Below are 26,275 nucleotides of genomic sequence, written 5' to 3'. Positions count from 1 at the left end.
TCAGCTAAATCCAAAGGTAGATTAATGTCACGTATACAGCTTTTATCACCGCGTTTGGCCAACCAAATTGCGGCGGGTGAAGTAGTTGAGCGCCCAGCTTCTGTTATCAAAGAGATTCTTGAAAATAGTTTGGACGCCGGAGCAGATAAAATCGACGTCGATGTTGAGCAGGGCGGCGTTAAGCTAATGCGTATCCGTGATAACGGTTTTGGTATTGAGAAAGATGACCTTTCCCTTGCGCTTAGTCGACATGCCACTTCAAAAATCAAAGTGCTAGAAGACTTAGAGGCCGTTGGTAGTCTTGGCTTCCGTGGCGAGGCGCTAGCCAGTATAAGTTCGGTATCACGTTTGACCTTGACCTCGAGACAGGCTGGGCAAGATAACGCTTGGCAGGTGCAAACGGAAGGACGGGATATGGAGGCTCAACTTGAGCCGGCTGCTCACCCACAAGGCACAACGGTTGAAGTAAAAGATCTGTTTTTTAATACCCCAGCGCGTCGGAAATTTCTAAAAACGGAAAAAACTGAATTTCGCCATCTTGATGAGGTGGTAAAGCGTCTTGCATTAAGCCGCTTTGATGTTGCCTTTCAGTTGCGCCATAACGGCAAGGTTATCCATCAGCTTCGACAGGCGGATAGTGAATTAGAACAGGAACGTCGTGTTGCCAGTATCTGTGGTTCAGCGTTTATTGATAACGCTTTACAAGCAGATGTAGTTGCCGAAGCATCGGGTCTACGTTTATGGGGTTGGGTTGGATTGCCTACTTTCTCTCGTAGTCAGGCTGATCTGCAGTACTTCTTTGTAAATGGTCGAATGATTCGAGATAAAGTGGTTACGCACGCTGTAAGACAGGCTTATGCAGATGTCCTTTACCACGGTCGCCATCCAGCTTATGTGCTGTATCTTGAGCTTGATCCAGCATTGGTTGATGTTAACGTGCATCCGACTAAGCATGAGGTACGCTTCCGCGAGAGTCGTTTAGTTCATGATTTCTTATTCCGGACTTTGCACCGTCTGATTGCGGATATGCGCCCGCAAGATCAAATACCGGAAGGCTCTGCGCCTGCAGTTGCTGAGTTACAGACTCAACAACAGCCAGTACAACAGAATTTCGAACAAAATCGCATGGCGTTTAGATCTGGAGTTAATAGTTCAGGTGGCAATGGTTACTCTGCACCTGCTTATCAGCCAACTTCAACGCCCTCTGGTCCTCAGATTCAAGAGCAGATCAGTGGCTATGCAGCGCTTCACCCTCAACCTGCAACAACAGTCGATTCTGGTGTGTCTGCTGAATCTGAGGTAGAGCATGAGAAATGCCCGCCAATGGGGTACGCGATCGCTCAGTTACATGGGGTGTACATTCTTGCTCAAAATGACCAAGGCTTGATTGTAGTAGATATGCATGCGGCCCATGAACGTATCGTCTATGAGCGCATGAAGCAGTCTTTTGAACAGGATGTTGTGCGTTCTCAACCGCTCCTAGTGCCTATGAGCCTTGCGGTAAGTCAGCGGGAAGCGGATTGCGCCGATGAGCAGGCAAATACGTTTAAGCGCTTAGGTTTTGAGTTGGCGCGCATGGGGGAAGAAACGATAGTTGTTCGCCAAGTGCCGGTTTCTTTGGCTAAAGGTAATATTGAGCAACTGATCCGTGATGTGCTTTCCGATATGTTGGTATATGGCGAAAGTAAGCGTATTGAACAACATATCAATGAGCTTTTGGGAACCATGGCGTGTCATGGGGCGGTTAGAGCAAATCGCCAATTAACTTTGCCAGAGATGAATGCCTTGTTAAGGGATATGGAGCAAACCGAGCGCAGTGGTCAATGTAACCATGGTCGACCAACTTGGAGTCAGATGACCATGGCTGATCTTGATAAATTATTTATGCGTGGCCAGTAGGAGCAATTTAGTGAGTAATCTACCCGTCGTTTTTTTAATGGGGCCTACTGCGTCTGGTAAAACCGATCTAGCAATGAAGCTTTACGATCATATGCCTTGCGAGATCGTTAGTGTTGATTCAGCGATGATCTACAAAGGCATGGATATAGGCACAGCTAAGCCTGATCACGAAACGCTGGCTAGATATCCGCATCGCCTGATTGATATTTGTGACCCTTCCGAAGCCTATTCGGCTGCAGAATTTCGTATGGATGCGCTTAAGCAGATTGAGGAAATTCGGTTAGCGGGTAAAGTGCCAATTTTGACGGGTGGAACTATGCTGTATTTCCATGCGTTGAAAAATGGCTTAGCGAATCTACCAGAGGCCGATGCAGCGGTTCGTGAAAGACTGCTACAGGAGGCTGAAGCTGAAGGTTGGGCTGCTATGCATGCTCGATTGGCTGAAGTTGATCCTGAATCGGCTAAGCGACTTAACCCTAATGATGCTCAGAGACTTCAACGTGCCCTAGAGGTATATGAAATTACTGGCCGTTCTATGACGGATCTGTGGGCCGAGCAGGAAAAGCAAAAGCCCGATTTTCCGATTGTCTCTCTGGCAGTGATGCCGCAAGAGCGTTCTGAACTGCATGATCGCATTGCTCGTCGTTTTGATATCATGCTCGAGCAAGGTTTTGTCGATGAGGTAAGGACGCTTTGGGATCGAGGTGACTTAGACCTGCAGATGCCATCTGTGCGCTGTGTTGGGTATCGCCAAGTATGGGAATATTTTGCCGGAACTTGGGATTATGACACGATGAAATTTAAAGGTGTTGTAGCTACGAGGCAGCTCGCAAAAAGGCAGGTTACGTGGCTAAGAAGTTGGGAAAACCTTAATTGGATTGACACTCACGACACAAATCTCTTGCAGAATGCCTTGAAATTCATTGAAGGTAGCATTATATAATGTCAGGCTAGACAGTAAAAAGCTGTAAAATAAGGCGTTTAAGCGGCAAAAGCAGTAAATTAAAGAGCCGTCAGCCATACTATAACGAAAAAATTATAAAATTTTCCTCGGGAAGGAGTTTGCAAATGTCAAAAGGGCAATCATTACAAGACCCTTATTTGAATGCGCTACGTAAAGAGCGTATTCCAGTGTCTATTTTCTTAGTTAATGGTATTAAGCTTCAGGGCCAGATCGAGTCTTTCGATCAGTTTGTTATCCTGCTTAAAAATACTGTTAGTCAGATGGTTTATAAACATGCCATCTCAACTGTAGTTCCTGCACGCCCAGTTAAACTGCCTGCAGCAGACGAAGCAAAAGCAGAGGACTAATAATCATTGTTCTTTGAACGTCCTAAAAGTGGCGAACGTGCCATTTTGATTCATATGAATCTGGCCGCTGAGGCCGACCAAGAAAGTCCTAAAGAGCTCGAAGAACTAGCCCTATCTGCAGGTGCAGACCCAGTCGAATTTCTGACTGGGTCTCTTTCTCATCCTAATCCGAAGTTTTTTATTGGTCAGGGAAAGCTAGATGAATTGCGCGAGCTGGTTAATCTGCATAATGCGCAATTAGTGATCTTTAACCATGCTTTAAGTCCCGCTCAAGAGCGTAATATCGAACGTGAGATACAAAGTAGGGTGCTTGATCGTACAGGCCTTATTTTGGATATCTTCGCTCAGCGTGCACGAACCCATGAAGGTAAGCTTCAGGTTGAACTAGCCCAGCTTGATCATATGTCGACCCGTCTTGTGCGTGGTTGGACCCACCTTGAACGCCAGAAAGGTGGTATCGGTCTGCGTGGTCCGGGTGAAACTCAGCTAGAAACCGACAGGCGTTTACTTCGTGCTCGGATGAAATCTATCTACAAGCGCTTAGAAAAGGTTCGCAAGCAGCGAGAGCAAGGTAGGCGTTCGCGTAAACGCGCTGAAGTACCTACTTTATCGCTGGTGGGTTATACCAACGCAGGTAAATCTACGCTGTTCAACTCGCTGACGACTTCTGAGGTTTATGCAGCAGACCAGTTGTTCGCAACACTAGACCCAACTTTGCGTCGGATTGAAGTCGAAGATATTGGTCAGGCTATTCTGGCAGATACTGTAGGCTTTATTCGTCATCTTCCACATAAGCTGGTGGAAGCATTTCGCGCGACCTTGCAAGAAACCATAGAGGCGACTTTGTTGCTTCATGTGATCGATGCTCATGATGATGACCGTCATGATCATGTCGCTGAAGTAGAAAACGTACTGGCTGAAATTGGTGCGGATGAAGTGCCAGTTTTAGAGGTTTATAACAAGATTGATCTGATCGAAGGGCGCAAGCCTCGTATCGATCGTGATGAAGAGGGTAAGCCAAGTCGTGTATGGTTATCCGCAGTCACGGGCGAAGGGCATGATCTGCTGTTTCAAGCGGTTAATGAGCTGCTTGCAGATGATGTATTTCATGATAACGTGTGTCTGGAACCGCAAGAAGGTCAGTTTAGAGCTAAATTGTATGAGAGCGGTGCCGTACTTTCTGAACAAGTAGATGAAAAAGGATCTATTATTTTGGAAGTGCGTATACAGAAAAAAGACATGCTGCAGCTGTTGAGCCGATTGGGAATGGAACGTGATCGTTGTTTTCCAGTCGAAGTTAATCCTTGGTAAGGATTCAGCCTGTCGAGTAAAAAGTTTCAAAACCTCGATTTTAGTTAATTGAGGGGTAATATCTGGCGAATAATATTTTTCGCTGATATATGTTTTAATCTACCTAACATGTTGTTTTTATACGGAGTGACGTATGGCTTGGAATGAGCCTGGTGGTAACGGTGATAATAAGGACCCTTGGGGTGGCGGTAATAACAATAACCGCGGGGGTAATAAAGGTGGTGGTGATCAGGGGCCTCCTGATCTAGATGAAGCGCTACGTAAATTGCAGGATAAATTGAACGGCATCTTCGGTGGTGGTCAAAAATCCAGCGGCTATGGCGGTGATGGTGGTGGGTCTTCCTCCTCCTCTGGTTCTGGCTTCTTCTTTATCGTGCTTTTGATTGCTGCTCTAGGTTGGGCTGGTATGGGCTTTTATACCGTTGACCAACAAGAGCGTGGTGTAGTGCTACGACTTGGTAAGTTCAGCGAAACTGTAGGTCCCGGTCTGCAGTGGAATCCACCTATGATCGATGTGGTTGAGATTGTTAATACAACTCGTCTACGTACTCGTGATCATCGTGCTCTAATGCTGACGAAAGATGAGAATATCGTCGATATCGAAATGACGGTTCAGTATCTGATCTCTGATGCCAAAGGTTTTGTACTGACTGTGCGTGACCCTGAATCCAGTCTGTCACATGCAGCAGAATCGGCTCTTCGTCATGTTGTTGGTTCTACTGATATGCACTCTATCTTGACGCAAGGTCGTGAAAGCTTATCGCTTGACGTACAGGATCGTATTCAGAACTACATGGCTGAATACGGCACAGGTCTTCAGATATCTAAGGTAAACATTAAAGATGCAAAAGCACCTAACCAAGTGCAGGATGCATTCGATGATGTAATCAAGGCACGAGAAGACGAAGTTCGAGTTAAAAACGAAGCGGAATCTTACGCAAACGGTATTATCCCTGAAGCACGTGGTCTAGCGCAGCGTATGCTTGAAGAAGCAAGTGCATACAAAGAGCAAGTTGTGGCTCGATCTGAGGGTGATACAAAACGTTTCACTGCTTTGTTGGCAGAGTATGAAAAAGCACCTGAAGTAACGCGTGAGCGTTTATACCTAGACACTATGCAGGAAGTACTTTCTCAGAACCCTAAAGTGCTAGTTGATGTGGAAGGTGGAAATAACATGATGTACCTACCGCTGGATAAGATTATGCAAAATCGTCCAGTAACAGGTGATAGTAATCGCTCAGTGCGACTAGATAGTCAGAGCCTGCGTGAAGTGACTGATCAAGTGGTTGATCAGCTACGTCAGCGTCAAGGTAGTCGTCGGGAGGGTCGATAATGCAGTCTAAATCACTATTTTTCATAATTATTTTTGCTGTATTAGTGCTGGTTGGTCAGAGCTCTCTTTACATCGTAAAAGAAACTGAGCGTGCAGTATTGCTTAAGTTTGGTGAGGTGTCTGATGCCGATGTAGGCCCAGGTCTGCACTTTAAAATTCCAATTGTAAACAAAGTGCGTAAGTTCGATTCGCGTATTTTGACATTGGATGCGCGCCCTCAGGCTTACCTTACACTTGAGAAAAAGCGTCTTATCGTAGATTCTTTCGTGAAATGGCGTGTTAAAGATGTGCAGAAATACTACACAGCGACTTCGGGTGATGAGTTTAACGCCGCAAACCTTCTGTCACAGCGAGTTGATGCTGCGCTGCGTAACCAGTTTGGTGCGCGTACGGTAACTGAAGTGGTATCTGGTGAGCGTGAAGAGCTTATGCGTAAGCTAATCAGCGAGATCAGCCCGGTAGTTATCGATAAGCTGGGTGTTGAAGTTGTTGATGTGCGTGTAAAACGAATCGATCTTCCTCAGGAAGTATCTGAATCTGTATATGATCGTATGCGTACCGAGCGTGAGCGTGAAGCACGTGAGCTTCGTTCTCGTGGTAAAGAGCTAGCAGAAGGTATCCGAGCGGATGCAGATCGTCAGAAGACGGTTATTGAAGCGGAAGCTTACCGTGAATCAGAAGAGATTCGTGGTGAAGGTGATGCCGTAGCAGCTAAAAACTACGCTGAAGCATACTCTGCAAACCCAGAATTTTACTCTTTCTACCGAAGCTTACAGGCATATCGTGAGTCTTTCGGTCAGAGTGGTGACGTTCTAGTGCTTAAGCCAGATAGTGACTTCTTTAAATATTTGGGAGCACCAAAAGCCGAGTAACAACGGCTGGCGTAAAAATGTACAAAAAAACGGATCAGGGGAAGGCATTCCTCTGATTACGTGGTAGAATAGAAAAACCGGGTTAAAGCCCGGTTTTTTTGTGGCAATTGGATTGTATAGGCTGAAGTAAGCATGTCATCCGAACTACTGCATTCACTCGCTGTTGGTTTTTGCTTGATGCTGATTTTAGAAGGGGTCATTCCTTTTCTTTATCCACAGCGCTGGCGTAATTTGGTGCAACAGCTTTCGATGATCAGTGATCGGTCACTACGCCTTATAGGCTTAGTGAGTATGCTGTTGGGTCTGGTTGCGCTTTATATAGTGAATTAAAGCCGAGTCACTACTGATCGGCGTGTTGTTTTATAAGATACGGAGTACCACATGGCATTGGCAGATCGTTGGCTGCTACCGGAAGGTGTACAAGAATTACTTCCACCGCAGGCTCGTCGCGTTGAGGTTTTGCGCAGACGTTTATTGGATCTGTATGAGCATTGGGGCTATGAGCAGGTTATGCCTCCCGTAATGGAGCATTTAGAATCTTTGCTTACAGGTGTAGGTCATGATCTTGATCTGAATACCGTAAAAGTAACTGATCAAATTAGTGGTCATACCTTAGGCTTCCGCGCTGATATTACGCCTCAGGTTGCACGTATTGACGCGCATCGTCTACGTGAATCTGGTGCTACCCGTCTATGTTACTGTGGTTCAGTTGTGCATGCGTTGCCAACTCAGCCACTAGCTTCTCGTAACCCACTGCAGTTGGGTGCTGAGCTCTATGGTCACTCTGGTATTGAGAGTGATGTAGAGGTGATCTCCCTGATGGTTGAAACCATGCATGCAGCGGGAGTTGATCGTGATCTTAGTATTGATCTAGGTCATGTTGGCGTGTTTTCTGGTTTGATGGAAATGATCCAGTTGTCTGCTGACGACAAAGAGCAGTATTTGGATATTCTGCAGCGTAAGGCGCTACCAGAGCTCCAATTGTTCGTAGAACAGCTAGATCTAGACGATACAAGTAAATCTTTCTTGGCAGCGTTGCCATCACTGAACGGTGGTAGCGATGTTTTAGCTCGAGCGCGTGAGCTGTTCGCGACTGCGCCAGCGCAAGTGCTTGAAGCTATCGATTATTTACAGCAGTTAGCAGAGCGTATTGCTTTGCGTTTCCCGCAGTTGGATCAGTATTTTGATCTGAGTGAATTGCGTGGATACAACTACCACACAGGCGTGGTATTTGCTGCTTATACACCTGAATTTGGTCAAGCTATTGCAAAAGGTGGCCGTTACGATGAGATCGGTCGAGATTTCGGTCGAGCGCGTCCAGCTACGGGCTTTAGTGCTGATCTTAAAACGTTGGTTGAGCTTTCTTCTGTTGTTCTTGATGAAAAACAGATCGTTCTAGCGCCAGCGGAAGAGAGTGCAGAACTATTGGCTAAAGTAAGTCAGCTGCGTTCTGAGGGTGTAAAAGTTATCTATGCGTTACCGGGCGCTGAACCGGCAAAAGAGTGTACTGCTGAGTTAGTACAACGTGATGGAGAATGGGTCGTTAGCGGCCTGTGATCAGTAAAAAATTTTATTCTTAAGTAATCTCAAGTAGGCAACAATGGGCAAAAACGTAGTTGTTCTGGGTACCCAGTGGGGTGATGAAGGTAAAGGCAAGATCGTAGATCTGCTTACGGATCAGGCTTCTGCAGTGGCGCGCTTTCAGGGCGGTCACAATGCGGGTCACACGCTGGTTATTGATGGCGAAAAAACAGTTTTGCACCTGATTCCTTCAGGTATTTTGCGCGACAATGTCGTGTGCATGATTGGTAACGGTGTAGTGCTTTCTCCAGAAGCATTGCTGAAAGAGATTAAAGGTTTGGAAGAGGCGGATGTGCCAGTACGCGAACGTTTGCGTTTGAGTCCTTCTTGCCCACTTATCTTGCCATACCATATTGCTATGGACCAAGCGCGCGAAGTTGCGCGTGGTAAAGCTAAGATTGGTACTACAGGTCGTGGTATCGGTCCTGCGTATGAAGATAAAGTGGCTCGCCGCGGTCTTCGTTTGGCTGATCTTCTAGATAAAGAGCGCTTTGCTGAAAAACTTAAAGAAGTTATCGAATACTATAACTTCCAGTTGGTTGAGTATTACAAGGTTGACGCTGTTGATTACCAAACAGTTCTAGACGAAGCATTGGCTATGGGTGAAGAGCTTGCGCCAATGGTTGCTGATGTAACTTCAATGCTTCATGACCTGCGCAAGCAGGGCAAGAACATCATGTTTGAAGGTGCTCAGGGTTCATTGCTAGATATCGACCACGGTACTTATCCTTACGTAACTTCTTCAAATACAACTGCTGGTGGTACATCTACGGGTAGTGGTTTTGGTCCTCTGTACCTAGATTACATTCTGGGTATCACTAAAGCGTATACAACACGTGTGGGTGGTGGTCCTTTTCCAACAGAACTTCATTGTGAAGTGGGCGAAGGTTTGGCTGAGCGTGGTCATGAGTTCGGTTCTACTACAGGTCGTGCGCGTCGTTGTGGTTGGTTTGACGCTGTTGCAGTTAAGCATGCTATCCAGATCAACTCTATCTCAGGCTTATGCCTAACTAAGCTAGACGTACTCGATGGTATGGAAGAGATTCGTATCTGTGTAGGTTATAAAGACTCTGCAGGTAATGTGGTTGATTCTTTGAGCGGTAGCGAAGACTACGAAGCAGTAACGCCTGTATACGAGACTATGTCTGGTTGGGCTGGTTCTACTGTTGGTGCTAAGTCTATGGATGAACTACCTGCTGAAGCGGTAGCGTACATCAAGCGTTTAGAAGAGTTGGTTGAAGCGCCTGTGGATATTATCTCTACTGGTCCAGACCGTATCGAGACTATCGTGCTGCGTAACCCGTACGAAGCGTAAAGGTTATACCGACGAAAAAAAAACCGGCTGATGCCGGTTTTTTTGTGCGTAAAAAAGCCATCCCATGGATGGCTTTTAGTATAGCTTTTTCGCTTATTTTAAATCTTCGGTTAGGGAGGATTGTAAGCCCTTTAGGATAGCTTTAAACATCTTAGGGTTGCCGGCAATTAAGCTGCCGCTCTGGCGGAAATCGTTTCCACCCATAAAGTCACCTACAAGGCCGCCTGCTTCTTGTACTAATAATAGGCCAGCTTCCATTTCCCAAGGGTTAAGGCCGATTTGGTAGAAACCATCAATGCGACCAGCTGCTGTGTATGCAAGATTCAACGCTGGGGAGCCGCCATTATAGATAGTGCCGCCAGTTAGCGTCATATCGCGGAATATGTTTAGGTAGGCTTCTAAGTGTGCTTTATCGCTTGGGCGATTGAAGAAACCTGTGCCGATCAAAGATCCTTCGACAGTTTTGTGATTACTAACACGTAGGCGTTTGCCGTTTAGTTGAGCTCCGTCGCCGCGGCTTGCAGTGAACTCTTCACCTGTAATTGGGTTCAGGATAAGGGCGTGTTCAGTGCGGCCATTCTGCTGGCCCGCCATGCTAATTGCAAAAACTGGCAAACCATTGGAGAAGTTTGAAATGCTGTCGATAGGGTTGATCGTCCAGCAGAATTCAGGTCCATCGCTCAGAGGTGCGTGTTCGCCTGTGTATTCACCCACGATTTTGTGATTTGGATAAGCTTTTTGAATAGTGTGAACAATGCTCAGCTCTGCCTTCTTGCATGTGTCGCTTAGAAGCTTAGCTACATCAGATTGTTCGGATTTAACCAAATCCAGACGCTCAACGGCGCGGACGATCTGCTCGCCTGCAACGCGTGCTGCGCGCAGTGCAATATTAACCATGGGTTGCATTTGTTAGGAACCTGAAGAATATTCGGGAAAATTAAAAAAGTATTATACCTGAGGATAGGGGATGCTGTGAATAAGTGGCTCAATTGTTTACAGCTCTGTTAGAATACGCGCCTTCATTTATTGTGGTGGCAAGGTCTATGTCTGCAAATATTCGCATTGTTCTCGTTAATACAACTCATCCAGGTAATATTGGCGGTGTGGCGAGGGCTATGAAAAATATGGCTTTGGGGGAGTTGCATTTAGTAGCGCCTAAAAAGTTTCCTCATGTGAATGCAGATTCAAGAGCGGCAGGGGCTACTGATCTCCTTGAGAGTGCTGTTATTCATGACACGCTTGAAGAAGCGATTGCAGATTGTCAGATCGTTGTTGGAACCAGTGCTAGAGGTCGTCATATCCCTTGGCCGGTGGTTGATCCTCGCGAGTTGGCAGCTATTGTTCAGCCAATTGCGGTGGATAAGAAAATTGCGATTGTATTTGGTCGTGAAGATCGTGGTTTGACCAATGAAGAGCTACACCTCTGCCAATATCACGTACATATACCTTCCAATCCTGATTTTAGTTCGTTGAACCTCGCGGCTGCGGTGCAGGTTATTACCTACGAGTTGCGAATGGCTTCCATTTACGCTCAAGAGATTGAGCAGCATAAACCTCAATGGGGTACGGACTGGGATATAGAGCTTGCTGATAGTGCTGATCTTGAGCGTTTGTTCAAGCACCTGGAAGAAACACTTATAGATATTGATTTCTTAGATCCTGAAAATCCTCGTCAATTAATGCCAAGGCTGCGGAGGCTTTATCTACGGGCTATGCCGGATAAAGTGGAGGTTAACGTATTAAGAGGTATTTTGACGGCAACACAAAAGAATTCTAATGCTAAAGATTGATCCCTATGCGTTGGGTTGTGAATATTTCGTGTTAGAATTCGCGCGATAAAGAATATAAAGACCTACAATAACAGTAGGGTATTTAGTTGACCTTTTTAGTCGGGTATTGCATAATGCCACGCAAATGCTATTGCGCGTGAAGGCGGAAATTATGCGATTAACAACTAAAGGGCGTTATGCCGTTACAGCGATGCTGGATCTGGCTCTTCATGAAGGTAAAGGGCCGATTAGTTTGGCTGATATCTCTGAAAGGCAGGGTATTTCATTGTCATACCTAGAGCAGCTTTTTGCTAAGCTGCGCCGTAACGAACTTGTTCGTAGTGTTCGTGGGCCAGGTGGTGGTTATCAACTAAATCGTGAACAAGCGGGCATCAATGTTGCTCAAGTTATTGATGCTGTGAATGAATCAGTAGATGCAACTGGATGCAATCGTCAAGGTGATTGTCAGGGTGGCGAAAAATGTCTAACCCACCACCTTTGGTGCGATTTAAGTGACCAAATTCACGCATTTTTAAGCGGAATTACGTTGGCAGACCTAGTTGTAAGAAAAGATGTTCAGGTTACATCCGAGCGTCAGGATCGAATCCAAATGGATCAGGTTCTGATCGGCGCGGAAAACCTAAACTGCAGTGAAAAAGCGATCGTTTAAACGCGCTTGGAGAGAATGAATGAAAACACCGATTTATCTGGATTATTCTGCAACTACCCCAGTTGATCCTAGGGTTGCTGAAAAGATGACTGAGTGCCTGACAATGGATGGCAACTTTGGTAATCCAGCTTCACGCTCACATCTCTTTGGCTGGAAAGCGGAAGAAGCAGTTGAGACTGCTCGCCGTCAGGTCGCTGATCTTATTAATGCTGATCCGCGTGAGATTGTTTGGACTTCAGGTGCAACCGAGTCAAACAATTTGGCTATTAAAGGTGCTGCTCATTTCTATCAGAAGAAAGGCAAACATATCATCACGTCTAAAATTGAGCATAAAGCCGTTTTGGATACGTGCCGTCAGCTAGAGCGTGAAGGTTTTGAGATCACTTACCTAACGCCAAATTCTGATGGTTTGATTGAGCCGCAAGCTGTAGCTGAAGCGATTCGTGAAGACACGATTGTTATTTCGCTTATGCATGTTAACAACGAAGTGGGTACGATCACTGATATAGAAGCAATTGGTGAACTTACTCGTTCTAAAGGTATTATTTTCCACGTTGATGCTGCTCAGAGTGCGGGCAAAATTGAGATCGATCTAGGTAAAGCTAAGGTTGATTTGCTATCAATCTCTGCGCACAAGATGTACGGGCCGAAAGGTATTGGTGCGTTATTTGTTCGCCGTAAGCCGCGTGTACGCCTTGAAGCTCAAATTCATGGCGGTGGTCATGAGCGTGGTATGCGTTCTGGTACTCTACCAACTCACCAAATTGTAGGTATGGGTGAAGCGGCTCGTATTTGTAAAGAAGATCTTGCAAAAGATACAGCGCACATTATTGCTCTGCGTGATCGTTTCTTAGCAGGTATGGGTGAAATGGAAGAGGTTTACCTAAATGGCTCTAAAGAGCAGCGTATTCCAGGTAACCTGAATATTAGTTTTGCTTTTGTTGAAGGTGAGTCTTTATTGATGTCGCTGAAAGATCTAGCGGTTTCCTCTGGTTCAGCTTGTACATCTGCTAGTTTAGAGCCTTCTTATGTTCTGCGTGCGTTAGGTTTGAATGATGAACTGGCACACAGTTCTATTCGTTTCTCTTTCGGTCGTTTCACTACTGAAGAAGAAGTGGATTATGCTGCTGCTCAAATTCAAGATGCAGTTAGCAAATTACGTGAGCTCTCACCTCTGTGGGATATGTTTAAAGACGGTGTCGATTTGAGCAAGGTTGAGTGGGTACATCACTAATCTGGCACTAAGAGTATTTGGAGGTCGTCATGGCTTATAGTGAGAAAGTTATTGATCATTACGAAAACCCTCGTAATGTCGGCAAAATGAATGATAAAGATGGTAACGTTGGTACAGGTATGGTTGGAGCGCCTGCTTGTGGTGATGTTATGCGTTTGCAGATTAAAGTAAGTGATGAAGGTATTATCGAAGATGCTAAATTCAAAACTTACGGTTGCGGTTCTGCAATTGCATCTAGCTCGCTAGTTACAGAGTGGGTTAAAGGCATGTCCCTTGAGGAGGCTGCTGAGCTTAAAAATACTGCTATCGCTGAAGAGTTAGCGCTACCGCCAGTGAAAATTCACTGTTCAGTATTAGCCGAAGATGCAATTAAAGCTGCTGTTGCAGACTACAAAGAAAAACAAGACAAATAAGTATCCACTTATTTGTTGGGAGAGCTAGACGTTTATGGCAATTACCATGACTGATGCTGCAGCAGATCATGTTGCGCGCTACCTAGAGAAACGCGGTCACGGCGAAGGTATTCGCTTGGGTGTGCGTACTTCAGGTTGTTCCGGTATGGCTTATGTTCTTGAATTTGTTGATGAAGTAAATTCTGAAGATGAAATTTTCAAGGGCCCGCAAGACGTTAAGATTGTGATAGATCCAAAAAGTCTATTGTATCTTGATGGTACTGAGCTGGATTTTGTGAAAGAGGGACTAAACGAAGGGTTTAAGTTTAACAATCCTAATGTCTCTAGCGAATGTGGTTGCGGCGAAAGCTTTAACGTCTAATTCTTCTTGGCAGAACGATGGATATCAATAAGAATTATTTTGATTTTATCGGCCTGCCGATATCATTTCATATAGATCAGGCAGTATTGTCTGATCTATCCCGTGAACTGCAAAAAACACTTCACCCGGATCGTTATGCTCACAAATCTGAGCGCGAACAACGCTTAGCTGTTCAGTATATGGCGCATCTCAATGAAGCGGTTGCTACATTGCGCTCTCCATTGCTACGTGCTCAATATCTATTGTCGTTGCAGGGTATTGATACAATTAGTGAGTCCTCGACTGCTATTGATCCCATGTTTTTGATGCAGCAGATGGAACTTCGCGAGCAGCTGGAAGAGATTCCTGACCAAGACGATCCCTTTGATGAGCTTGAGTCTCTACAGGACGATGTTACTGAGTCGTTAGAACAGTTACGGGAACAGTTTGCACAGTGTTATCAGTCAGAGCAGTTAGATACTGCTGCTGTCATTGTGCGCAAAATGCAATTTTTAGAAAAACTGATAGTCGAGATCGAGCGTCTTGAAGATCGGTTGGATGGCTGACGCAAATATATGGCGCTATTACAGATAGCAGAACCGGGGCAGAGTGAAGCTCCACATCAGCACAAGTTGGCAGTAGGTATTGATTTAGGTACGACCAACTCCTTAGTGGCATCGGTTAAGAGTGGTGAGGCGGTAACCTTGCCAGATCTTGACGGCGAACACTTATTGCCTTCAGTTGTGCGTTATCTGCCTTGCGGTAACTCTCAAGTAGGCCGTGAGGCTAGAACGCACGCATCAGAAGATCCTTACAACACAATTATTTCTGCCAAGCGTCTTATGGGGCGTGGTGTTGCTGATGTTAAAGCGCTAGGTGATGAGGCTCCTTATCACTTTGAGGCTGAAGATGGTGGCATGCCTTATATTCGCACGGCTGCAGGTAACAAGAGTCCTGTTCAGGTTTCGGCAGATATCCTAAGTAGTTTGGTCGAGCGTGCGGAAGAAGCACTGGGTGGTGAGTTGGTTGGTGCGGTTATTACAGTTCCGGCTTACTTTGATGATGCTCAGCGCCAAGCGACAAAAGATGCAGCTAAAATTGCCAATATCAAAGTACTTCGTTTACTTAATGAGCCGACTGCAGCTGCAGTTGCTTATGGTTTAGATGAAGGTAAAGAGGGTGTTATTGCTGTCTATGACCTCGGCGGTGGTACTTTTGATATCTCGATTTTGCGCCTCAATAAAGGTGTTTTTGAAGTATTGTCTACTGGAGGCGATAGCGCTCTAGGTGGTGATGACCTTGATTTGGCATTGGCGCAATGGTTTGCCGAGCAGCTTCAGCTTGAGCAGATAGACAGTCATGCGTCTCGGTATCTGACAGAGAAAGCTAAAGAAACTAAAGAGCTTCTAACAGATAAGCCCCAAATTAGCGTTGTTTTAGAGTTAGGCTCTGAATGCCATGAGTTGGTTGTTACGCGCGAAGATTTTGATTCCCTAATAGAACCATTAGTAAAACGTACAACTCGTGCTTGTCGACGTGCTTTGAAAGATGCAGGTGTTGCAGCGGATGAAGTGCTTGAAGTTGTTATGGTGGGTGGTTCGACTCGTGTACCACTAGTGCGTCAGCAGGTTCAGAAATTCTTTGGTCGTGAGCCTCATATCAATATCGATCCGGATCGTGTTGTAGCTATCGGTGCTTCAATTCAAGCTGATGTGCTAGCTGGTAATAAGCCAGATAGTGATATGTTGCTGCTGGATGTGATTCCGCTATCGTTGGGTCTTGAAACGATGGGTGGGCTAACTGAAAAAGTTATTCACAGGAATACTTCAATCCCAGTCGCGCGTGCGCAAGAATTCACTACCTACCAAGATGGCCAAACGGCTATGGTGATTCATGTTGTCCAAGGTGAGCGTGAATTGGTTCAAGATTGTCGCTCGCTTGCGCGTTTTGTCTTGCGAGGTATCCCTCCGATGGCGGCAGGTGCTGCTAAGATTCGCGTGACATTCCAGGTTGATGCTGATGGTTTGCTTGGTGTTGAAGCGAAAGAGCTAACCTCAGGTGTGGAAAGTAGTATTCAGGTAAAACCTTCTTATGGTCTTGGTGACAGTGAAATTGCCGAGATGCTTAAATCATCTTATCTAAATGCTGCGGAAGACAAAGATGCGCGTGCATTGAGAGAGCAGCAGGTTGAAGCGGATCGATTGATCGTATCTTTGAAAGATGCGCTAGCTGCGGATGGTGACAAGTTACTGAGTGAAGATGAGCGATCTCAGTTACAAAATGAAATAGAAACTCTGGTAGAAATTCGCCAGGGTAGTGATGTAAGTGCGATTGAGCAGGGAATCTCTGCTTTATCAAAAGCATCTGATGAATATGCCGCACGCCGTATGGATTATAATATTCAACAGGCGCTGCAGGGGCATAGTGTTGATGAACTTGGGGAGAGTGAGTAATGCCGCAGATTATTTTTCTGCCACACGATGAGTTATGTCCAGAGGGTAAAGTGATTGATGCTGAACCAGGCGTAACGGTTTGCGATGCGGCGCTTGCGAATGGCATCCATATTGAGCATGCGTGTGAGAAATCATGCGCGTGTACTACCTGTCACGTTGTTGTGCGTGAAGGCTTTGATTCTATGGAAGAATCCGATGAGCTTGAAGATGATATGCTTGATAAGGCTTGGGGTTTAGAGCCTGAGTCACGTTTAAGCTGTCAGGCCGTAGTTGCTGAAGAAGATTTGGTTGTTGAAATTCCAAAATACACAATTAACCAAGTGTCAGAGCGACACTGAGGAGCTGGTTGTGAGTCTTAGATGGACAGATGTTCTAGATATCGCTATTGAGTTATCTGAAAAGTATCCAGATCAGGACCCAATGGTAATTAGCTTCCCGGATCTGTACCAGAAAGTTATGGATCTAGAAGAATTTGATGATGATCCAGATCGTTGCGGCGAGAAAATTCTGGAAGGGATTCAGATGGCTTGGATAGAGGAAATGGATTAATTCCATTAGTCCTTTAAAACAAACCCGGCTTGCCGGGTTTGTTTGGTTATGGAGGCTAATATTAGCCACTGTCTTCTGTCATAAGAGTGGCGTATAATTGCGCGCTGATTTCGAGGGGCTATCTAAAAGCCTATTCTCAGCTATCTAAGTTTATGCATGATTTTTTTCTTGATTGTGCTTAGGTATCGCTGTGCTGGTTTTTAGATATTTCTTTTATTTTTAATTTTGGGAGTTAAAACAATGGCTCTAGAACGTACGTTCTCTATCATCAAGCCTGATGCAGTTGCTAAAAATGTAATCGGTAAAATCGTTTCTCGTTTCGAGTCTAACGGCCTTAAAATCGTTGAAATGCAACTAAAACAGCTTTCTAAAGAAGAAGCTGAAGGTTTCTACGCTGAGCACAAAGAGCGTCCATTCTTCGGTGATCTAGTTGAATTCATGACTTCTGGTCCTGTAGTTGTTCAGGTTCTAGAAGGTGAAAATGCAATCGCTCTTAACCGCGAACTTATGGGTGCAACTAACCCACAAGAAGCAGCTGAAGGCACTATCCGTCGTGATTTTGCACAGTCTATCGACGCTAACGCTGTACACGGTTCTGACTCTCCAGCTTCTGCTGAGCGCGAAATCGCATACTTCTTCGGTAAGTAATTACCGTTTGGGCTGTCTGTAATCTAGACTTTTTACAGGCAGCCTGCCTTTGTTACAAAATAATGAGTACCTGTCATCCATGACTGAATCCACTAAAAAAGTAAATTTACTCGGTTTATCTCCAACAAAGATGGAAGCTTTCTTTGAGGAAATTGGGGAAAAGAAATTCCGAGCAACACAAGTGCTGAAATGGATTCATCAGCTTGGTGCTTCTGACTTTGAAGAGATGACAAACATCAGTAAAGCCCTACGTCAAAAATTGGCGGAGGTTGCTGAGATTCGTGAGCCTGAAGTGCTTATGGAAAAAACCTCTAAGGATGGGACGCGTAAGTGGGTTATTCGTACGGAAGGTGGCTCAAGTGTCGAAGCTGTATTAATCCCTGATGGTGAAAGGAAGACGCTCTGTGTTTCTTCTCAGGTGGGGTGTTCTCTTGATTGCAGCTTCTGTTCTACAGGTAAGCAAGGCTTTAACAGTAATCTAACAGCGGCTGAAATTATCGGGCAGCTTCGGATTGCTATTCGCTCTTATGGCGATTACAACACGACCTCACAGCGAGTGGTGTCCAATGTTGTTATGATGGGTATGGGCGAGCCCTTAATGAATTTTGAAAATGTTGTCGATGCGATGACATTGATGATGGAAGATAATGCTTATTGTCTTTCTAAGCGTCGAGTAACGTTATCAACAGCTGGTGTTGTTCCGGCTATTGATAAGTTGAAAGACGTAACGGATGTGTCTTTGGCTGTATCCCTTCATGCGCCAAATGATGATCTACGAGATATTCTGGTACCTATTAACCGCCGTTATCCAATCAAAGAGTTGGTAGCTGCATGTAATCGTTACCTTGAAAACTTAAATGATAAGCGTGTGATCACCGTCGAATATACTCTGATTAATGGTGTGAATGATAAGCCTGAGCACGCTAAGCAGTTATTAAAAATTTTGCGCAAGATGCCGTCTAAGCTCAACCTAATTCCATTTAATCCTTTCCCGAATTCAGGCTATGAGCGTCCATCAGAAGAAAGAATTCTGGCATTTAAAGAAGTAATCGTTCATGGTGGAATTGTAACTACAGTTCGACGTACACGTGGTGATGAGATCGATGCAGCCTGCGGTCAGTTAGTGGGGCAAGTAGCAGATAAAACCCGACGCAGTCAAAAATATATTCCTGTTGTCCAAGAAGAACAGCAGGTGTCGCAAAATACGCAATAAGAGGGATAGCGCGTGAGAGGAATCAAACTGGTACTCGCTTTATTCATGGTGCTAGTCGTTGCAGGGTGTGCAACTAAAGGCTCCTCAAACAATAGCGAAAAAAATCAGGCACATGAGGCTTATACTCGCTTAGGATTTCAATACCTTCAATCCGGTGACACTTCAAACGCGAAAACATCATTTCAAAGAGCTATTGAAATACAGTCAGGTTATGCTGAAGCACATAATGGCATAGCATTGGCGTTCCAAATTGAAGGTGATGATGATTTAGCGGAAAAGTATTTTCGTAGGGCTGCTGCTCTTGAGCCTTCATCCGCGATGATGCACAATAATTTTGGCGCCTTTCTGTTTGCAAAGGGGCGTTACGAAGAAGCGTGCAGAGCCTTAGCTCGAGCGACAGAAGATCCTTTCTATAATCGCCGCTCTCAAGCATTTGAAAATTTAGGTCGTTGTTATCGCAACCTGAATCGAGAAGATGCGGCTAAGCATGCCTTTCAACGTGCACTTCAGGTTACAGCTAATAGGCCAGTGTCTATGGTTGAATTATCTGAAATATTACTTGCTGAAGGTAATTATCTAGAAGCAGATAAACAGTTTCAAAAATTCTTAGCGCTTGTTGAAAGCCGAAGGGTTGAGCATTACGCTAAAAGCCTTTGGGTTGGTATACGTTTGGCAAGGGAAGAACGCAACGCATCCAGAGCTGCAACATACGCTTTGATATTGAAAAATTTATTTCCTGAATCAAAAGAGTATCAGGAATATAAGGAGTCCACTCGTTGAGCACAGAACAGCAAGAATGTTTGCCCGAAGTATTGGCAGAAGAGTGGGGTGCGCGTTTAACTACGGCGCGTGAAAATCTATCCTTAAGCATTGAACAAGTAGCGATAAATCTTAATTTACCTGCAAAGTATATTAGTCAGTTGGAAGCTTGTAGCTTAGAGGGCTTGCCTAGCCTTGTCTTTGCTAAAGGCTATATCCGCGCTTATGCGAAACTACTCCATATTGATGATGATCAACTGGTTTCTGAATTTGAAACTATTCATGGTGAGGGCGGTAAAGGTCAAATTCGCCCAGTAAGTCGTGTTCGTCAGCAAGTTGAGATGAATCATCCTGTGATGAAAATCTCAACATGGCTTATCGTCATCGCGCTTATCGGTTTAATTCTATGGTGGTGGCAGACTCAGCATGGTGGATCTATACAAGATATAGCACCTACAGAAGAAAGTTCAGTGCAAACAGAGTCTTTACGAACTCCAACCGAAGATGCAGTCGTAGCAATAGAAGGTGGGACTGCCCAGTTAGTGTTACCAAAGTTAGATGATCAGCCTGCATCTGATTCGGTAGAGGAGCAGGCGCCTACAGCAGATCAGTCTGAAGCTGAACCTGAATATCTCACTGCTGAGGAGATTAAGAAGTTACAAACAGCGATTGAACAGAAGGAAGCTCAAACTACAGAAGAAGCTGAAACGGCGACTGAGCCTGAGTCAGAACCTGTTCCTGTGCCTTCTTCGGCGGATCTAAGTGAAGTTAATTTTAGCGCCTCTTTTATCGCAGAGTGTTGGGTGTCTATTAAGGATGCCAATGGTAAGACTTTATTTAATAACCTTAGAGGTAAAGGGCAAAGTCTTAATGTGACAGGTAAACCGCCGTTGAATATTTTGATCGGGGCTGCAGATGCTGTGTCTAGTGTTAGCTATAACGGTAAAGCACTTAATCTAGATCCTCACACACGTAAGAATATTGTCCGCTTGACCCTTCCGGTAGCAGAATAATTTTGAATTAAGGTTTTCGTTTTGGCCAAGATTAAAGCCATTCGCGGGATGAACGACATCCTGCCTGAACAAACGCCAGTATGGCAGTACCTAGAAAAGACAGTTAAAGATGTTCTATCAGCATACGGGTATAGTGAAATTCGTATGCCTGTGGTGGAACAAACAAATCTTTTTAAACGCTCTATCGGAGAAGTGACTGATATCGTAGAAAAAGAGATGTATACCTTTGATGATCGCAATGGCGAAAGCTTAACTTTGCGCCCTGAAGGTACTGCAAGTTGTGTCCGCGCAGCAGAAGAGCATGGCTTGTTGTTCAATCAGATGCAGCGCTTCTGGTATCAAGGACCAATGTTCCGTTATGAGCGCCCGCAGAAAGGCCGTTATCGTCAATTTCATCAAATTGGCGTAGAGACCTTTGGTATGGCGTCATCTGATATTGATGCCGAAGTGATCATGCTAAGTGCTCGTTTATGGAAACGTTTAGGTCTTCTAGATTCGGTAACGCTGCAATTAAATTCGCTAGGTAGTAACGAAGCAAGAGCGGATTATAAAGCTGCTCTTGTTGAATATTTAGAAGAAAGAAAGGATCAGTTGGACGAAGACAGTTTGCGTCGTCTTGATTCTAATCCACTTCGTATTCTCGACAGTAAAGATCAGAATACTCAAGCATTGCTTGATGCTGCACCAGTGCTTACAGATTATCTTGATGAAGAATCGAAAAACCACTTTGCTGAATTAATCGCAATGTTAGATGAGGCGGGTATCGCCTATGAGATTAATCCTCGTTTAGTGCGTGGTCTAGATTACTACTGCAAAACGGTTTTTGAGTGGGTGACTGAGAAATTAGGTGCTCAAGGAACAGTATGCGCAGGTGGTCGTTATGATGGCTTAGTTAAGCAACTGGGTGGACGTCCAACACCCGCTGTAGGTTTCGCGATGGGTGTTGAACGTCTGATTCTATTGCTGGAAACCTTAGAGCTGATACCTGAAAGTGTGAAGCAGCCTTTTGATCTTTATGTGGCAGCTGAAGAGAAAGGCATTCAATCAAGAATCGTATTATTCGCGGATAAGCTACGTGATCAGTTCCCGGGTTTAAGGGTCCGTATTCACTGTGGTGGTTTAAAAAATATCAGCCAAAAAGCACAGCAAACGGGTGCGCCTATTGTTCTGTTGCTTAAAGCAAACGATAATCAGCAACTTTCTGGCACAATTTGGTATGACAAAGAGCCTTCATTTGATCTTAATGAAGAACAAATTGTCGATAAGATCAGCGGGTTACGATAAGTCTGATTAGTAAAATACGAACGTACAAGTCTATTAGATACAGGAGTTAATGGTGGCAGAGTTACGCACCGAAGAAGAGCAGGTCCAGGCACTTAAAAACTGGTGGAATGAAAACGGCAAATCCCTAATTTTGGGCGTTGCTGTGGCATTGGCTGCTGTATTGGGATGGAAAGGCTGGCAGGATCAACAGGCAGCCAAAGCTGAAAATGCATCTATTCTGTATCAAAACCTCCTAGAAGCCGTTGTAGGCGCAGTTGGGCCTCAACAAGATGAAGCTCAACTAGCTACCGCGACTCACTTGAGCCAGCAGCTAAAAGATGATTATGAAGGCACGGCATATGCTAATTATGCAGCGTTAATAATGGCCCGTGTAGCTGCAGATAATAAAGAGCTACCAAAAGCACTAGAAGAGTTGGATTGGTTGCTTAAGAACCAGCCAACGGAATCTATGTTTATTTTGGCCAACTTACGTAAAGCACGCATTCTTGCTGCTCAAGGTGAAGTTGATAAAGCGCTGGCGCTTATTGGTAATGTGCCAGTGGGTGGTTACAAAGTTGCAATTGAAGAGCTGAAAGGTGATCTGTATTTGCAACAAGGTGATGCAGATAAAGCTCGTGCAGCATACAAAGTTGCAGTTGCAGCGGCGGGTCAAGAAGGTTCTCGACCTATTCTGGAAATGAAACTTAATGACTTGGCATCTGGGGATAGCTAAATGAAGAGCCTTGTTCGTGTAATGGCTGTCGGTTTATTAGCAGCTGTTGTAAGCGGTTGCGGATTCTGGGGTGATGACGGGGAAGAGGTTCAACCGACGCCATTAGAGTCTTTTGACGCAGAGAAAAAAGTATCGGTACTTTGGACCACTTCTGCTGGCTCTGGTATGAAGGGTAAGTTCCATCAGTTTAAACCTGCTATCGATCATGACGCTATTTTTGCAGCAGATGCAGACGGTTCTGTAATCGCCTTTGATTTAGAAACCGGCAAAAAACGCTGGACGGTTGAACTAGAGCAGTCGATTGTTGGTGGCGTAGGTGCAGGCTTCGGTAAAGTTGCTGTTACTACAGAAGAGGGCGAGGTGATCGTCCTTGCTGCGGATAACGGTAATGAGCTTTGGCGTGGAAAAGTTAGTTCGGAAGCAACATCTGCGACTCAGTTTAATGCAGAGCTAGCAGTTATTCAGCTGATCAACGGTAAAATTGTAGCGTTTGAAGCAAGTACCGGTGAGAAGCGTTGGGTTTACGATAGCCAAGTACCAAGGCTAACGCTGCGTGGTACAAGTACGCCAATCGTAGCTAGCGATGTTACTTTTGCTGGTTTAGCAAGTGGTAAGCTGGTTGCGTTAGATAACCAAAAGGGTATCCCTATTTGGGAAAACCGTGTCGCGCTACCACAAGGTCGCTCTGAATTAGAGCGTATGGTTGATATTGATGGTCGTCCATTGCTAGTTGATGGCATGTTATACGTTACAAGTTATCAAGGGCGTTTAGTCGCTATTAACCCATTTAGAGCTCAGGTTGTTTGGGCTCAAGATGTGTCAAGCTACCGCTCAATGGCTGAGGGCTTTGGCAATATCTACGTAAGTGAAGCGGATGATTCTGTGCAGGCATTCGATAGAGGAAGTAGTGCTAGTGTATGGCGTCAAACCAAGCTTCAATATCGAAGCATCACTGCACCTGTTTCTTTAGGTTCCGAAATTGCAGTGGCAGATCGTCAAGGATACATACACTTCCTATCACAGATTGATGGCCGCTTTATTGCGCGTCATAAGCTAGACTCGTCAGGTGTCTATGGTGATATGATCGTGAAAGATGATGTTCTGTACGTGCTAACAAATGGTGGTCGATTAGCTGCCCTAAGTTTGCAGTAATTAGATTATAAATTTTCAGGCGGCTATTTGCTGAGCAGATAGCCGCCGTTTTTGTTTTTACCTGCACTTAAAGCAGGGGTGAGTAAAATGCTACCGGTAATTGCGCTAGTTGGTCGACCAAATGTCGGCAAATCTACTTTGTTTAATCGTCTTACTCGTTCTCGAGATGCCTTGGTTGCTGATTTGCCAGGTTTGACCCGTGATAGAAAATACGGTGAAGGTCGCTTGGCGAATGAAGAACAGGATTACATTGTTGTTGATACCGGGGGAATTACCGGTGATGAACAAGGTATTGATTATGAAATGGCAAAACAATCGCTTCAGGCAGTTGAAGAAGCTGATGTAGTACTATTTATCGTAGATGGTCGAGCTGGTATTAACCCTGCTGATGAGATGATTGCGAATTACCTTCGTCGCAGTAATAAGCCATTCTACCTTGTTGTTAATAAGACTGATGGTTTAAACCCAGATGTGGTTGTCGCTGATTTCTATGAGTTAGGCTTTGGTCAGCCATTCCCGATTGCAGCTTCCCATGGCCGTGGTGTAACCCAGTTGATCGAGATGGTTCTTGAAGAACTTCCTGAAGTAGAGGAAGAAACACAAGAAACCATGGATGAAGTTGATAAGAGTATTAAAATTGCCGTAGTTGGTCGCCCAAATGTAGGTAAATCTACTTTGGTTAATCGAATGCTGGGTGAAGATCGTGTAGTTGTATTTGATAAAGCGGGTACAACACGAGACAGTGTTTATATCCCATATATTAGAGATGAGAAGAACTACACCTTAATTGATACGGCTGGTGTTCGTCGTCGTAAAAATATTACAGAAGCGGCAGAAAAATTCTCTATCGTTAAGACATTGCAAGCAGTAAATGATGCACATGTCGTCGTATTTGTGATCGATGCTCGAGAAGGTGTGACTGAGCAAGATATGCATATGCTTAGCTTTGTCATCGATAGCGGTCGCTCAATGGTTATTGCGCTTAACAAGTGGGATGGCATGACCGGTGAAGAGAAGGCAAAGGTAAAAGAGCAAATTGAAAGGAAATTAGAATTCGCCGATTTTGCGGAAATGCATTTTATCTCAGCATTACACGGCAGTAATGTCGGTAATATGTACGACTCTGTCGATGAAGCATATGAATATGCAATGGCGAAGTGGTCAACAAGTAAATTGACTCGATTACTGGAGGATGTAGTCGCTGATCATCAGCCTCCAATGGTCAAAGGTCGCCGTATTAAATTGCGTTATGCTCACCAAGGTGGTTCTAACCCGCCTGTGATTGTAATTCACGGTAACCAAACAAAATCGCTACCTGGTTCATACAAACGATACTTAGAAAATAAATTCATCCAAGTTTTAGGTATTAAGGGCACGCCTATTCGTTTTGAATTCAAGTCGAGTGAGAACCCATTTGAAGGAAAGCAGAATCCGCTAAGTAGCCGCCAGCTTGCTAAAAAAGAGCGTTTCCGCGATCACGTGAAACAGTTGAAAAAAGCTAACAAAAAGAAAAAAAATAAGAATAAACGATGATCGAGCGCTGTAGCCTTCCAATAGGCGTATTTGATTCGGGTGTAGGAGGGTTAACTGTATTAAATGCGCTTAGGCAGCGTTTACCTGCAGAAAACCTTCTTTATCTAGGTGACACAGCACGGGTTCCATATGGTACTAAAAGTGCTGCATCAGTGACCCGATATGCAGAGCAAGCAGCTACCGCGTTGGTAGAGCGTAAAATAAAACTATTAGTGATTGCTTGTAATACTGCTTCTGCGGTTGCTGTTGAGCCGTTACAAGCCATTTTCCCGCAGCTTGCTGTAATGGGTGTAATAGGGCCGGGAGCTGAAGCGGGTTGTAAAGTAACACATAATAACAATATTGGTGTTATAGCAACTGAGAGTACGGTTAATAACCAAGCCTATCAGAACGCAATTCTTAAACTAAATCCTGAAGCATCGGTGTCTGCAGAGGCTTGTTCTTTATTTGTAGCTTTGGCAGAGGAAGGTTGGCATGAAGGTGAGTTAGTTGAGCGGATTGTTGATAAGTGCCTTCAACCACTTAAGCATAGAGGTTTAGGTAAGATTGATACTCTTGTTTTAGGTTGTACCCATTTTCCGGCTTTAAAATCGAGTATTGCTGCTGTGATGGGGGAAGAGGTTACTTTAGTTGATTCAGCAGAAACTACGGCAAATGCTGTTGAGAAAACATTAGCACAATCAAAATTGCTAAATCTCTCATCGGAAAAAGGCGAAGTTGAGTTTCTAGTTACAGATGATCCTTTAAGGTTTGCTCGAGTTGCGACGAACTTTTTTTCTGAAAGTATCGATGTCGGTGAAATACAGCAAGTAGATATCCAGCATTTCAGTACACCAGACTAATATTCACTATATTAAGAGGCGTTGAGGTAAAGCTCAGCGCCTTTTTTGTATCTGTTGACTACTATTTAA

The 26,275-nt window shown here is 44.7% G+C and carries 28 protein-coding genes; 27 read left to right on the top strand and 1 reads right to left on the bottom strand.

Annotated features, from left to right (window positions below; all coding sequences use genetic code 11):
- Positions 1 to 24 precede the first annotated feature (24 nt).
- The 9 genes from mutL to ACMXYW_RS13100 all read left to right on the top strand — a co-directional run bounded on the left by mutL (position 25) and on the right by ACMXYW_RS13100 (position 9,622).
- Positions 25 to 1,899 (top strand): DNA mismatch repair endonuclease MutL, encoded by a 1,875-nt coding sequence (mutL, locus tag ACMXYW_RS13140; protein ID WP_415904333.1) that lies wholly within the window; start codon positions 25 to 27, stop codon positions 1,897 to 1,899.
- Between the two features lie 37 nt (positions 1,900 to 1,936).
- Complete coding sequence (miaA, locus tag ACMXYW_RS13135) at positions 1,937 to 2,842, top strand: tRNA (adenosine(37)-N6)-dimethylallyltransferase MiaA (protein WP_415905891.1); 906 nt, start codon at positions 1,937 to 1,939, stop codon at positions 2,840 to 2,842.
- A gap of 125 nt (positions 2,843 to 2,967) precedes the next feature.
- Positions 2,968 to 3,210 carry an RNA chaperone Hfq gene (gene hfq / locus ACMXYW_RS13130; RefSeq protein WP_007022969.1) on the top strand — a complete coding sequence of 81 codons (243 nt, stop codon included), beginning with the start codon at positions 2,968 to 2,970 and terminating at the stop codon, positions 3,208 to 3,210.
- Positions 3,211 to 3,216: 6 nt separating this feature from the next.
- Positions 3,217 to 4,521, top strand: a complete 1,305-nt coding sequence (hflX, locus tag ACMXYW_RS13125; RefSeq protein ID WP_415904332.1) for a ribosome rescue GTPase HflX — start codon at positions 3,217 to 3,219, stop codon at positions 4,519 to 4,521.
- 133 nt (positions 4,522 to 4,654) lie between these two features.
- Positions 4,655 to 5,854: an FtsH protease activity modulator HflK gene (gene hflK, locus ACMXYW_RS13120; protein WP_415904331.1), complete on the top strand. Its 1,200-nt coding sequence runs from the start codon at positions 4,655 to 4,657 to the stop codon at positions 5,852 to 5,854.
- The gene (gene hflC / locus ACMXYW_RS13115) at positions 5,854 to 6,726 is read left to right on the top strand and encodes a protease modulator HflC (RefSeq protein ID WP_415892370.1); all 873 of its coding nucleotides are present in this window, start codon (positions 5,854 to 5,856) and stop codon (positions 6,724 to 6,726) included. The genes hflK and hflC overlap by 1 nt, the downstream gene beginning before the upstream one ends.
- 132 nt (positions 6,727 to 6,858) lie before the next feature.
- Positions 6,859 to 7,056 (top strand): DUF2065 domain-containing protein, encoded by a 198-nt coding sequence (locus ACMXYW_RS13110; protein ID WP_415892369.1) that lies wholly within the window; start codon positions 6,859 to 6,861, stop codon positions 7,054 to 7,056.
- Between the two features lie 51 nt (positions 7,057 to 7,107).
- Complete coding sequence (locus ACMXYW_RS13105) at positions 7,108 to 8,283, top strand: ATP phosphoribosyltransferase regulatory subunit (RefSeq protein WP_415904330.1); 1,176 nt, start codon at positions 7,108 to 7,110, stop codon at positions 8,281 to 8,283.
- A gap of 43 nt (positions 8,284 to 8,326) precedes the next feature.
- Positions 8,327 to 9,622 (top strand): adenylosuccinate synthase, encoded by a 1,296-nt coding sequence (locus tag ACMXYW_RS13100; protein ID WP_415882226.1) that lies wholly within the window; start codon positions 8,327 to 8,329, stop codon positions 9,620 to 9,622.
- 93 nt (positions 9,623 to 9,715) lie between these two features.
- On the opposite strand, the gene ACMXYW_RS13095 is transcribed toward ACMXYW_RS13100, so the two are convergent.
- Positions 9,716 to 10,528: an inositol monophosphatase family protein gene (locus ACMXYW_RS13095; protein WP_415904329.1), complete on the bottom strand. Its 813-nt coding sequence runs from the start codon at positions 10,526 to 10,528 to the stop codon at positions 9,716 to 9,718.
- Between the two features lie 137 nt (positions 10,529 to 10,665).
- On the opposite strand from ACMXYW_RS13095, the gene ACMXYW_RS13090 reads away from it, so the two are divergent.
- From ACMXYW_RS13090 to murI, 18 genes are all read left to right on the top strand, one after another.
- Positions 10,666 to 11,412, top strand: coding sequence for an RNA methyltransferase (locus ACMXYW_RS13090; RefSeq protein ID WP_415904328.1), 747 nt, complete (start codon positions 10,666 to 10,668; stop codon positions 11,410 to 11,412).
- A 151-nt stretch (positions 11,413 to 11,563) separates the two neighbouring features.
- Complete coding sequence (gene iscR, locus ACMXYW_RS13085) at positions 11,564 to 12,061, top strand: Fe-S cluster assembly transcriptional regulator IscR (RefSeq protein ID WP_415889106.1); 498 nt, start codon at positions 11,564 to 11,566, stop codon at positions 12,059 to 12,061.
- Positions 12,062 to 12,080: 19 nt separating this feature from the next.
- Entirely contained in the window at positions 12,081 to 13,295 is a 1,215-nt protein-coding gene (locus ACMXYW_RS13080; RefSeq protein ID WP_415899058.1) for an IscS subfamily cysteine desulfurase, read from the top strand.
- Between the two features lie 29 nt (positions 13,296 to 13,324).
- Complete coding sequence (iscU, locus tag ACMXYW_RS13075; protein ID WP_415885601.1) at positions 13,325 to 13,708, top strand: Fe-S cluster assembly scaffold IscU; 384 nt, start codon at positions 13,325 to 13,327, stop codon at positions 13,706 to 13,708.
- A gap of 34 nt (positions 13,709 to 13,742) precedes the next feature.
- On the top strand, positions 13,743 to 14,069 hold the full coding sequence (gene iscA / locus ACMXYW_RS13070) for an iron-sulfur cluster assembly protein IscA (protein WP_415882221.1): 327 nt from the start codon (positions 13,743 to 13,745) through the stop codon (positions 14,067 to 14,069).
- A gap of 17 nt (positions 14,070 to 14,086) precedes the next feature.
- Positions 14,087 to 14,614, top strand: coding sequence for a Fe-S protein assembly co-chaperone HscB (gene hscB, locus ACMXYW_RS13065; protein WP_415904327.1), 528 nt, complete (start codon positions 14,087 to 14,089; stop codon positions 14,612 to 14,614).
- Positions 14,615 to 14,623: 9 nt separating this feature from the next.
- Positions 14,624 to 16,501, top strand: a complete 1,878-nt coding sequence (hscA, locus tag ACMXYW_RS13060) for a Fe-S protein assembly chaperone HscA (protein ID WP_415904326.1) — start codon at positions 14,624 to 14,626, stop codon at positions 16,499 to 16,501.
- A complete protein-coding gene (gene fdx, locus ACMXYW_RS13055) occupies positions 16,501 to 16,839 on the top strand; it encodes an ISC system 2Fe-2S type ferredoxin (protein WP_415904325.1) in 339 nt (112 codons plus the stop codon). The genes hscA and fdx overlap by 1 nt, the downstream gene beginning before the upstream one ends.
- A 10-nt stretch (positions 16,840 to 16,849) precedes the next feature.
- On the top strand, positions 16,850 to 17,050 hold the full coding sequence (iscX, locus tag ACMXYW_RS13050) for a Fe-S cluster assembly protein IscX (RefSeq protein ID WP_415882217.1): 201 nt from the start codon (positions 16,850 to 16,852) through the stop codon (positions 17,048 to 17,050).
- A 240-nt stretch (positions 17,051 to 17,290) separates the two neighbouring features.
- Positions 17,291 to 17,698, top strand: a complete 408-nt coding sequence (gene ndk, locus ACMXYW_RS13045; RefSeq protein ID WP_067869919.1) for a nucleoside-diphosphate kinase — start codon at positions 17,291 to 17,293, stop codon at positions 17,696 to 17,698.
- 79 nt (positions 17,699 to 17,777) lie between these two features.
- Positions 17,778 to 18,911, top strand: coding sequence for a 23S rRNA (adenine(2503)-C(2))-methyltransferase RlmN (gene rlmN / locus ACMXYW_RS13040; protein ID WP_415882216.1), 1,134 nt, complete (start codon positions 17,778 to 17,780; stop codon positions 18,909 to 18,911).
- 12 nt (positions 18,912 to 18,923) lie between these two features.
- A complete protein-coding gene (gene pilW, locus ACMXYW_RS13035) occupies positions 18,924 to 19,691 on the top strand; it encodes a type IV pilus biogenesis/stability protein PilW (protein WP_415904324.1) in 768 nt (255 codons plus the stop codon).
- Positions 19,688 to 20,683, top strand: coding sequence for a RodZ domain-containing protein (locus ACMXYW_RS13030; protein ID WP_415904323.1), 996 nt, complete (start codon positions 19,688 to 19,690; stop codon positions 20,681 to 20,683). The genes pilW and ACMXYW_RS13030 overlap by 4 nt, the downstream gene beginning before the upstream one ends.
- A gap of 48 nt (positions 20,684 to 20,731) precedes the next feature.
- Positions 20,732 to 21,967, top strand: coding sequence for a histidine--tRNA ligase (gene hisS / locus ACMXYW_RS13025; RefSeq protein ID WP_415905890.1), 1,236 nt, complete (start codon positions 20,732 to 20,734; stop codon positions 21,965 to 21,967).
- Between the two features lie 52 nt (positions 21,968 to 22,019).
- Positions 22,020 to 22,679: a YfgM family protein gene (locus tag ACMXYW_RS13020; RefSeq protein ID WP_415904322.1), complete on the top strand. Its 660-nt coding sequence runs from the start codon at positions 22,020 to 22,022 to the stop codon at positions 22,677 to 22,679.
- The gene (bamB, locus tag ACMXYW_RS13015) at positions 22,680 to 23,831 is read left to right on the top strand and encodes an outer membrane protein assembly factor BamB (RefSeq protein WP_415904321.1); all 1,152 of its coding nucleotides are present in this window, start codon (positions 22,680 to 22,682) and stop codon (positions 23,829 to 23,831) included. It abuts the gene before it with no gap.
- An 87-nt stretch (positions 23,832 to 23,918) separates the two neighbouring features.
- Complete coding sequence (der, locus tag ACMXYW_RS13010; RefSeq protein WP_415904320.1) at positions 23,919 to 25,364, top strand: ribosome biogenesis GTPase Der; 1,446 nt, start codon at positions 23,919 to 23,921, stop codon at positions 25,362 to 25,364.
- On the top strand, positions 25,361 to 26,206 hold the full coding sequence (murI, locus tag ACMXYW_RS13005) for a glutamate racemase (protein WP_415904319.1): 846 nt from the start codon (positions 25,361 to 25,363) through the stop codon (positions 26,204 to 26,206). Before der ends, murI begins: the two co-directional genes overlap by 4 nt.
- Positions 26,207 to 26,275 lie beyond the last annotated feature (69 nt).

Origin of the sequence: Neptuniibacter sp. QD48_55, from assembly GCF_047778115.1 — a bacterium.
Lineage (GTDB): Bacteria > Pseudomonadota > Gammaproteobacteria > Pseudomonadales > Balneatricaceae > Neptuniibacter.
Note: the sequence above shows the minus strand (reverse complement) of the source record. Positions and strands in the feature narration are given on the sequence as shown.

What these genes read in the sequence shown, in the direction of transcription:
- ACMXYW_RS13080 (WP_415899058.1), top strand. Translation starts at nt 12,081, where the DNA reads ATGAAAACACCGATTTATCTGGATTATTCTGCAACTACCCCAGTTGAT.
- iscR (WP_415889106.1), top strand. Translation starts at nt 11,564, where the DNA reads ATGCGATTAACAACTAAAGGGCGTTATGCCGTTACAGCGATGCTGGAT.
- ACMXYW_RS13105 (WP_415904330.1), top strand. Translation starts at nt 7,108, where the DNA reads ATGGCATTGGCAGATCGTTGGCTGCTACCGGAAGGTGTACAAGAATTA.
- hfq (WP_007022969.1), top strand. Translation starts at nt 2,968, where the DNA reads ATGTCAAAAGGGCAATCATTACAAGACCCTTATTTGAATGCGCTACGT.
- iscU (WP_415885601.1), top strand. Translation starts at nt 13,325, where the DNA reads ATGGCTTATAGTGAGAAAGTTATTGATCATTACGAAAACCCTCGTAAT.
- hflK (WP_415904331.1), top strand. Translation starts at nt 4,655, where the DNA reads ATGGCTTGGAATGAGCCTGGTGGTAACGGTGATAATAAGGACCCTTGG.
- bamB (WP_415904321.1), top strand. Translation starts at nt 22,680, where the DNA reads ATGAAGAGCCTTGTTCGTGTAATGGCTGTCGGTTTATTAGCAGCTGTT.
- rlmN (WP_415882216.1), top strand. Translation starts at nt 17,778, where the DNA reads ATGACTGAATCCACTAAAAAAGTAAATTTACTCGGTTTATCTCCAACA.
- hisS (WP_415905890.1), top strand. Translation starts at nt 20,732, where the DNA reads ATGAACGACATCCTGCCTGAACAAACGCCAGTATGGCAGTACCTAGAA.
- hflC (WP_415892370.1), top strand. Translation starts at nt 5,854, where the DNA reads ATGCAGTCTAAATCACTATTTTTCATAATTATTTTTGCTGTATTAGTG.
- murI (WP_415904319.1), top strand. Translation starts at nt 25,361, where the DNA reads ATGATCGAGCGCTGTAGCCTTCCAATAGGCGTATTTGATTCGGGTGTA.
- der (WP_415904320.1), top strand. Translation starts at nt 23,919, where the DNA reads ATGCTACCGGTAATTGCGCTAGTTGGTCGACCAAATGTCGGCAAATCT.
- hscB (WP_415904327.1), top strand. Translation starts at nt 14,087, where the DNA reads ATGGATATCAATAAGAATTATTTTGATTTTATCGGCCTGCCGATATCA.
- miaA (WP_415905891.1), top strand. Translation starts at nt 1,937, where the DNA reads ATGGGGCCTACTGCGTCTGGTAAAACCGATCTAGCAATGAAGCTTTAC.
- ACMXYW_RS13100 (WP_415882226.1), top strand. Translation starts at nt 8,327, where the DNA reads ATGGGCAAAAACGTAGTTGTTCTGGGTACCCAGTGGGGTGATGAAGGT.
- ndk (WP_067869919.1), top strand. Translation starts at nt 17,291, where the DNA reads ATGGCTCTAGAACGTACGTTCTCTATCATCAAGCCTGATGCAGTTGCT.
- fdx (WP_415904325.1), top strand. Translation starts at nt 16,501, where the DNA reads ATGCCGCAGATTATTTTTCTGCCACACGATGAGTTATGTCCAGAGGGT.
- mutL (WP_415904333.1), top strand. Translation starts at nt 25, where the DNA reads ATGTCACGTATACAGCTTTTATCACCGCGTTTGGCCAACCAAATTGCG.
- ACMXYW_RS13095 (WP_415904329.1), bottom strand. Translation starts at nt 10,528, where the DNA reads ATGCAACCCATGGTTAATATTGCACTGCGCGCAGCACGCGTTGCAGGC.
- ACMXYW_RS13110 (WP_415892369.1), top strand. Translation starts at nt 6,859, where the DNA reads ATGTCATCCGAACTACTGCATTCACTCGCTGTTGGTTTTTGCTTGATG.
- ACMXYW_RS13090 (WP_415904328.1), top strand. Translation starts at nt 10,666, where the DNA reads ATGTCTGCAAATATTCGCATTGTTCTCGTTAATACAACTCATCCAGGT.
- hscA (WP_415904326.1), top strand. Translation starts at nt 14,624, where the DNA reads ATGGCGCTATTACAGATAGCAGAACCGGGGCAGAGTGAAGCTCCACAT.
- iscA (WP_415882221.1), top strand. Translation starts at nt 13,743, where the DNA reads ATGGCAATTACCATGACTGATGCTGCAGCAGATCATGTTGCGCGCTAC.